Raw genomic sequence first — 8,137 nt, 5'->3', positions numbered from 1 at the left:
GGCCAAAGAAAAAAAATCGGAAATAACTTTCGGTAAAAATTGAAAAATTAACCTAAAAAAAGGTCAACCTATATCAGTATAATACAAGCAGCACATGAAAATTAAGTTACTATTTGTTTTACAATTAATCATTCTAAATTCAGTTTACTCCCAAGTTGGAATTTTAGACCCTACTTTTGGAACTAATGGAATAGCAATTACGGAGGTATCAAATAATCTAATAAATGATGGAGGTAAATCTGTTTTAGTCAAAGATGATGGTACAATTTTGGTGACTGGATATACAACAAATGCAAATGGAAATAGTGATTTTGCTTTAGTACAATATGACTCTAATGGAATATTAGACAGCTCATTTGGAACTAATGGAATTGCTGTTTTAGATATTAATGGTTTTGATGAGGAAGCATCATTTTCATTATTACAGTCCGATGGGAAAATAATTACAGTTGGACACACTACTAATTCAAATAAAGATATTATTGTTGCGAGATTTAATTCAAATGGAACTTTAGATACTACTTATGCAATTAATGGACTTTTTACATATGATAGTGGTGCTGATGATTTTGGAAAAAAAGTTGCTATTTTACCTGACAATAAAATTTTTATAGGATGTGAAATTTCTTCTAACTATGGGATCATAAAAATATCCGAAACAGGAACTGTAATAACTTCCTTTGGGACTAATGGAATTACTACTACAGATTTAGGGTCTGTGGATTCTTTAAGAGACCTAAAATTGCAATCAGACGGTAAAATCTTAATTGCTGGGACTAGCGGAAAAAATGATATAGGTGATGGCGATGTTTATGATAAAGCATTAATAAGACATAATTCTGACGGTAGTTTAGATAATACTTTTAATTCTACAGGAATAATTTTTACTTCATTTGAAAGCGGTAAAAATGACGGAGGCTATGCCATAAATATACAACCCGACGGAAAAATAATTATTAACGGTAGTTCTGAAGACAATCAAGGTTACGATAATATTGCCCTAACAAGATATAATACTGATGGTAGTATAGATGAATCGTTTGGTACAAATGGAACAACATTTACAAACTATTCTGATTATGACTTTAGTTTTACTTCTTTAATACAAACTGATGGAAAAATAATTCTTGGAGGTTATTTTATAAACGTTACAACTTTACAACGAGATTTGATTTTGTTAAGATATACTAATAATGGTATTTTAGACAATACTTTTGGGAATAATGGGATTACAACAACAGATTTAAATAATAATTCTCGTGACTTCGGTTTTTCTTTAGCATTTCAATCAAATAACAAAATACTCTTTGCAGGGTACACAAAGGAAAATGGAAACACATATGATTTTGCAATAGCTAGATACATAATTGATAGCAGTCTTGGAACTGATGATTTAATAAATAATTCAAAGAACTATTTAATATATCCAAATCCAGTGGCAGAAAGTATAACAATAATAAATAAAAATTTTAGTAGTGAAAAAATAGATATTGAAATATATTCTATTGATGGTAAAAAATTAAAATCTATTAGTAACCTAAATTTGGACTATAATCTAGATATTCCTTTATTTTTTTTAACAAAAGGGGTTTATATTTTAAGAATATGGAACGGCAAAACAAAGGAAACACTAAAAATAATAAAGAAATAACTGTTTGTAACACCGCTAATCGTTTCACAAGTCCATAATAAATATAATAGATCTATACATAAAAACCGTCTTTAGAGGCGGTTTCTGTTTTTATACACTTCAATAATTCACGTGTTTTAAAAGACCTGAATAGCGCGTTCATAACTTTATAAGAGGTGCTTTTCATACTAAAATATAAAGCAAGTACTCCCGCTTTACTACTTCTTTTCTTAAGCCGATATCAATTCTAAAGGAATGCCATAAAAGGGCTAAAATAGGGTGTTTACGCATTCTTAAACAGCTACTAAAACTTATTGGGAACATCCCAAATATGTTCATCAAAAAGCAATATATTTATAGGTTTATAACTAGTTGGCAATAATATGAAAAAACGAATGAGAATTATAATTGGAATTGTAGTTGCTGGAATATTATTATTGAATAGTTTCTACTTTTTACAATGGGAATCTTTGTTATATTTAAAAAGTGACATAACTGATTTTAAGAAATTAATTATGCCAATTTCTATTATTTTAACCATATTAGTTACTTTTTTTGGAATATTTGACAAAATTGAATACGGTGTAAAAATATGGTCGAAAATAGGACACATTTTTTACATTGGAATGATGTGTATTATTATTTACCCTGTAATTTCTGACTTTGTTTTAATGATCGGACTAAAAACAAACAGACTATCCAGTAATGAAATAATTACTAAAAAATTTATTGTAACTTTTAAACCTAATTACTGGGATTTAAACAATACTGTTTGGGGAATAATTCCGAACAAAATTTATGAAAATGGAATTGACAACTTGAAATTAAATGAAAAGGATTTTAATTTAGTATATAAAAATCAAGAAATTGAATTAGAATTAGAAAAAGGATTATTCGGAATTCCATTTAATCCAATTATAAAAAAATAAATACTATTGCCAAAACCTTGTATAAAAAATTGCTTTATTTGGTTTAAACTAAAGCTTGTTACTTTTTTGCAAACTTCTGAATTTCCGCTGGAAATTCCTCGTTCACAAAATCGCAACTTTCCATACAAAACAACATTGTGGTTAATTTGAGAAAAAACCGAAATGAAAGAATCTAAAAGACTGAATTTTTTAAAATCATATCTGAAATTATATGGAGTTGAGAAAATTGAATTGACTAATGAAACGATTGATTCAATAAGCGGAATTGCAATCTATGACGGAAATAACGCAGAAGAAAGACAGGAATTTATTTGGTATAAATCTGAAAAGGAAAATCCTTCACCCGAATTGAACATTCTGATTGAAAAAATTGTGGCGGAAAAATGGCATAATGGAGACAAAATTTCAGAACATATTGAGGAATTGGAATTTGAAGAATTTGACAACTCAACTAAAGAAAAAATCTTGACTGAATTATTTGACATCCGAATTAGAATGGTTGACGATAAAGAAGAAACGGACTCTTATTGGGTACATTATTAAATTAAGAAAATGTTATGAAAGAAAAACTTGAAAAATGGAAAAAGGAAATTGACGAAATTTCAAATTGTGTTTGGAAAGTAAGTCTAACTCATAAACTTGGTCCTAAAATTGAAAAGATTGGAGATAATTTGGAACAAATTGAAAAAGAAATCGAATTATCAGCTTTAGAAATGAACGAACAGATTGAAAGAAAAATAAAAAACTCTCCACAATAACACCAAATATAATTTATTGCTGGCTTCGCGCCTACTTACGAAAGTCCTCTCGGACTTTCTTGGTCGGTAATTATTTACTAAATTAGTTGCTTGAAACACGCAACAAATCATATATAAACACGTTACACACAAGCTAAGAAAAAATGGAATTCAAGCCAATAAGAAACAAATTAAAAACCTTCACACTTGAATCCGTTACAACAGAAATCATACTGCAATTACGAAGAACAGAAATTGATAAAAATTACCGCCTACCTATATGGCATTTATTACTTCTCTTAAAGTGGAATTATGAATTCTATCCCAAGAAGTATAAAGCTAAAATTGCAACTACAGATGACATTAGAAAACTGATGACTCAAATTGAAAATCTTGAGATGTCAAATAATCAATTTAATTTAAGTAATTCATTAGATTTTCAAAAGCCGTTCATAATGATGGCTCATCAACAATTTATTTATCAAAATTCAGTTTACTGGGACACATTTGCTCGACAATCAATATTATTCTATGAATTAAAAAACAAATATGACATAAATGAATCTTTTAAAAATTTAACAAAAATTGATTTAAATATTTTTATAAATATTTCATTTGTAATTTGGCTTTTTACTTTTAAAAGTCTTGAACTTGGTTATGATTGCAAAATTCGATTCTTGAATAATGGATATTTGTCTCGAGAAGATTATAATCATCTTGTAGAGTTATTTGACAAAAATGATATTAATAACTATATTAATCTTTTAAGTTTTTCAGGTGAAAACATTGATAAGATATTAGAAATTGATAAGAGAGTTTTAAAAAGCTATAATTTACAAACCTTTGAACAGTCTATATTTACGAGACGACCATTCTTAATCTTTCAAAATAATTATATTGTTCCTCATAAAAATGTATTAAAACATAATTTCACACATTTCATATATGAATATTTAAAAAACAACGACGATAATTTTACTACAGAATTTGGTGCGCGAATGGAGAAATATGTGAAACTTGGACTTGATGAAGTTAAATTTAATTATATCACAGAAAAACAGTTAGAAAATAAAATTGGTTTAAAAAATAACTTAGTGGATTTTGTAATAGATAATAATATCTTAATAGAAGTTAAAGCAATTGAAATTAAACCTTATGCGAGCGTAAACCCTAATGATGAAGTATTAGCTAATGAGTTTAGAAAAAATTTAGTCAAAGCATATGCTAAACAAATGGTTAATGTAGCGAATAAGCTTAACGAAAATGAATTATATTACGGAATCATTATTACATATAAAAAATTGTTTTTAGGAAATTCAGATGATATTTGGGAGCAGTTTCTCAAAACTGAAACGTTAAAAATTCGAAACGAAGATGAACTCAAGATTATTCCATATGAAAATTTATTTTTTATCGATATTGTTAGCTGGGATATGTTAATCCAAATAGTAAAAAACAAAAAATATAGTTTAATTGAAATTCTTAATAAAATAAAAGAAACTGATTCAAATTCTAAAACAAAAAAATTTAGTTTTTCCATGCATCTTGAAGAAGATTTTGAATTAGAAAAATTTGATTTAAATTATTTATTAGATACATATAAAAACATGAAATTAAAAAGCTCCAGTGCCTAACACCAGTAACCGTTGCACAACCCATTAAAAAAATAAAAAAACTTCTTTTTTAAGCCCTTTTTAAGGGCTTTTTAATTTTTAAGAACTGCCATTTTTCTATATTTAAATTGGCTTATAACTATGAATATGGACTTTACATCGAGCAAGCATTTCGACAAGCTCAAGACAGGCTTACAAAAGTTCTCGCAAACTTTCTATTCGTGTTTTATTTAGTAAATTCACTGCTTAAACAACGCAACTTTCCTAAAACAAAATAACGTATACAAAAAAGAATAATTAAAAATGATAAGAAAAATTAGATTTTTAACATTGATTTTTGCAATTATTTTCACAAGTTGTCATAACGACAAATCAAAAGCTGAAAATTCTGAAATTGAAACAACGGAACAGAATGCAGATACGGGAACAAAACACCTAAAACCGTTCAACCCAGCATTGCCAACAATCGCACTTTTAATGTATAACGGAGTTTTACAAAGCGAAGTAATTGCAACATCTGACGTTTTTGCAAAACCGACAGAAGATGGAAAACAGCTTTTTAATCTTGTTTCAATTGCCGAAACCGAACGCGCAATAACAACCGAAGAAGGAATGCATTTCCTGCCGGATTATACCTTTGAGAATTGTCCGAAACTTACAGCTTTATTCGTTCCAAGTGCTTACGATATGTACGGGCAAGTTCACAACAAAAAAATCGTAAATTTCATAAAAGAGAAAAATAAGGAAACTAAATATATGGTGAGCAATTGTGCTGGAGCGCAATTAATCGGAAAATCGGGAATTGCTGATGGACATAAAATTGTAACGTGGATTGGTGGCGGAAAAGAATTGCAAAAGGAATATCCGAATCTAAAAGTGCAAAACGATAGTTTTGTCACTTTTGTAGAGGACGGAAAATTCAGTTCATCAAATGGGAATTTAGCAAGTTATATTACTGCATTGAATTTAGTGCAGAAAATGACCAGTGTAGCACATAGAGAATTTGTAGAAAGTTATTTATATCTCGACCGACTTCAAAATTGGAAAAAATAAAGCCAGTTATCAACACCGTATAATTTATTGATTTTCCTTCGTCAAGCTCAGGACAAGCCTTCGACAGGCTCAGGACAGGCTTACGAAAATCCTCGCGGATTTTCTTTGTCTGTAATTATTCACTAAATTAGTTGCTTAACCACACTAACAAACCATATACAAACACGTTTTGCATTCAATGCCAAAATAGAAATTTAGAGATAAAAAATGAACCTAAACCAAGTAACCATTCCATCTTTAGATGTCGAGAAATCAATAGCCTTTTATGAGAAAATGGGACTAAAACTAATTGTAAAGGCATTACCTCATTATGCACGATTTGAATGTCCAGACGGAAACGCAACGTTTTCAATTCATCAAACTGAAAATTTGACAAAAGGCGAAGGAATATCCATCTATTTTGAATGTGAACATTTGGATGAACATGTGAATAACCTAATAAAAAAAGGAATTAAATTCGACCAAAAACCAACAGATCAAAAATGGCTCTGGAGAGAAGCTAGACTCAAAGATCTAGATGGAAATCAATTAATATTATTTTATGCGGGTAAACATCGCTTAAATCCCCCATGGAGAATTGACAACTAATTGAAAATAAAAATTCCCCTTTGCCCATATAAAAATACGCCGTTCCCCATAAATGGGAACAAAAAACAATATATTTATAGCCACAAAACAAGGGGTACAACATGGCAGCAACCGCATGAAAAGCACCCTAATAAGCAACCCAATTCGCAGAGATTCAATGGCATTTTCCTTTTTCAACAAGCAATCAAAAGAAGTACAATTTTGGAACTGGTTTTCTAAAAACAATGAAACCTATGCTACCGAATTTGAAAATATTGACATAAGAACAAGAATATTTCAAGAACTGTCTACAGAACTTAAAAAAGTACATGCAGACTTAGTTTTTGAGTTCAGTCCTGTGCAAGAAAATAAGAATAGAGAATTCACCGTCTCTGCTGATGGAAGTAAAGAACTTTTTCCAATAGTAAAAAACCTTGTGAATGCAGCTCCTAACATAGCCCATTGGAAATTAAATGCATTCCGACAACGAGTGTCTGGAGACGATTTTGAAATTCAATACGGAGATGTAAAAATAGGATATGATGAAATATTCTTTAGATTTCAAGATGGCGTTTATGGCAAAATAGGCATTGAACTAAACATTATAGACTATGATTTTCAAATTCAAACACAAAATGCCATCTACATTCTTTTAGACGGTTTACTAGGAGAATATGATGTTACCATGGGCTTAGAATGGATCGATTGGGTAAAATTTGACATCTCAAAAATGACCGAATTACACCCCATAACAAGCCTAAGAACCTTGATAGACCAAAAGAAAAATGATGCACAACACCCTGTATAATTTGTTGCTGCTACTCGCCTAGCCCCTTAACACAGCCACTAACATTCAAAAAAACTACGATAACAACACTCTAAAAGCTGTTTGTGCACGCTTCCACTCTTCCGCTAAACTTTATAGAGATATCCCAAGGATTGTAAACAAAAAGCAATATATTTATAGGCATTTAACACGTTGTAAACAATTAAAACCAACCTAAAACAAAACTGAAATATGGGAATGATTGGAAATGTTATCAGAGTATCTCAAGAGGAATTAAATGGCTTTTTGAATAAGTCTGAAACTCTTGAAAATAAAATTTATGCGGACGAAAGTTATAAAGCTGAATGGTTTCTTGATTTGGATAAATCTTGGGACGGAATTAACTACATTCTGACTGGAGAAATAATAGGAGGACTTGAAAACGAACCGAATGTATTACAAAGAGCTCTTTTCAGTTTTCAAATTATTGATGAAGAACAAGACCTTGGATATGGACCAGCTCAATTTCTAAATCCGAATCAAGTGAAAGAGACATATTCTGAATTGGAAAAAATAACAGATGAAATTTTAAAAAGTAAAATAAATGGTTCTGAAATGAACGAATTTGGAATTTACCCTGAAATTTGGACTGAATCAGAATCTCACGAATTTCTAATTGACAGTTTCAAAGAATTTAAAGAGTTTTATAAAAAAGCTTCTGAAAATAATCAAGCTATAATCACATATTTGAATTAAAAAACTGTTTACAATAACTAAGTATTCGGCTCGCCGATAGGCAAGAGCTGAATATTGTGTTGACGAAGTTGGCAGAATATGTCTCT

The 8,137-nt window shown here is 29.7% G+C and carries 9 protein-coding genes; all 9 read left to right on the top strand.

Annotated features, from left to right (window positions below):
• The first annotated feature begins 94 nt into the window (after window positions 1-94).
• The 9 genes from ACSHW5_RS16430 (at window position 95) to ACSHW5_RS16390 (ending at window position 8,051) form a co-directional block, all read left to right on the top strand.
• The gene (locus ACSHW5_RS16430; protein ID WP_435677233.1) at window positions 95-1,651 is read left to right on the top strand and encodes a T9SS type A sorting domain-containing protein; all 1,557 of its coding nucleotides are present in this window, start codon (window positions 95-97) and stop codon (window positions 1,649-1,651) included.
• Window positions 1,652-2,025: 374 nt separating this feature from the next.
• A complete protein-coding gene (locus ACSHW5_RS16425) occupies window positions 2,026-2,559 on the top strand; it encodes a hypothetical protein (protein ID WP_435677232.1) in 534 nt (177 codons plus the stop codon).
• Window positions 2,560-2,721: 162 nt separating this feature from the next.
• Window positions 2,722-3,102: a hypothetical protein gene (locus ACSHW5_RS16420; RefSeq protein ID WP_435677231.1), complete on the top strand. Its 381-nt coding sequence runs from the start codon at window positions 2,722-2,724 to the stop codon at window positions 3,100-3,102.
• A 14-nt stretch (window positions 3,103-3,116) separates the two neighbouring features.
• The gene (locus ACSHW5_RS16415) at window positions 3,117-3,317 is read left to right on the top strand and encodes a hypothetical protein (protein ID WP_435677230.1); all 201 of its coding nucleotides are present in this window, start codon (window positions 3,117-3,119) and stop codon (window positions 3,315-3,317) included.
• Window positions 3,318-3,460: 143 nt separating this feature from the next.
• Complete coding sequence (locus ACSHW5_RS16410; protein ID WP_435677229.1) at window positions 3,461-4,930, top strand: hypothetical protein; 1,470 nt, start codon at window positions 3,461-3,463, stop codon at window positions 4,928-4,930.
• 282 nt (window positions 4,931-5,212) lie between these two features.
• Window positions 5,213-5,962 carry a DJ-1/PfpI family protein gene (locus tag ACSHW5_RS16405; protein ID WP_435677228.1) on the top strand — a complete coding sequence of 250 codons (750 nt, stop codon included), beginning with the start codon at window positions 5,213-5,215 and terminating at the stop codon, window positions 5,960-5,962.
• Between the two features lie 207 nt (window positions 5,963-6,169).
• On the top strand, window positions 6,170-6,550 hold the full coding sequence (locus ACSHW5_RS16400; RefSeq protein WP_435677227.1) for a VOC family protein: 381 nt from the start codon (window positions 6,170-6,172) through the stop codon (window positions 6,548-6,550).
• 52 nt (window positions 6,551-6,602) lie between these two features.
• Entirely contained in the window at window positions 6,603-7,337 is a 735-nt protein-coding gene (locus ACSHW5_RS16395; protein ID WP_435677226.1) for a hypothetical protein, read from the top strand.
• 210 nt (window positions 7,338-7,547) lie between these two features.
• Window positions 7,548-8,051 (top strand): YfbM family protein, encoded by a 504-nt coding sequence (locus tag ACSHW5_RS16390; protein ID WP_435677225.1) that lies wholly within the window; start codon window positions 7,548-7,550, stop codon window positions 8,049-8,051.
• Window positions 8,052-8,137: the final 86 nt, after the last annotated feature.

The sequence above is a fragment of the Polaribacter sp. genome, from assembly GCF_051251875.1.
Classification (GTDB): domain Bacteria; phylum Bacteroidota; class Bacteroidia; order Flavobacteriales; family Flavobacteriaceae; genus Polaribacter.
The sequence above is the reverse complement of the archived record's forward strand: the minus strand, read 5'-3'. Positions and strand labels throughout refer to the sequence as shown.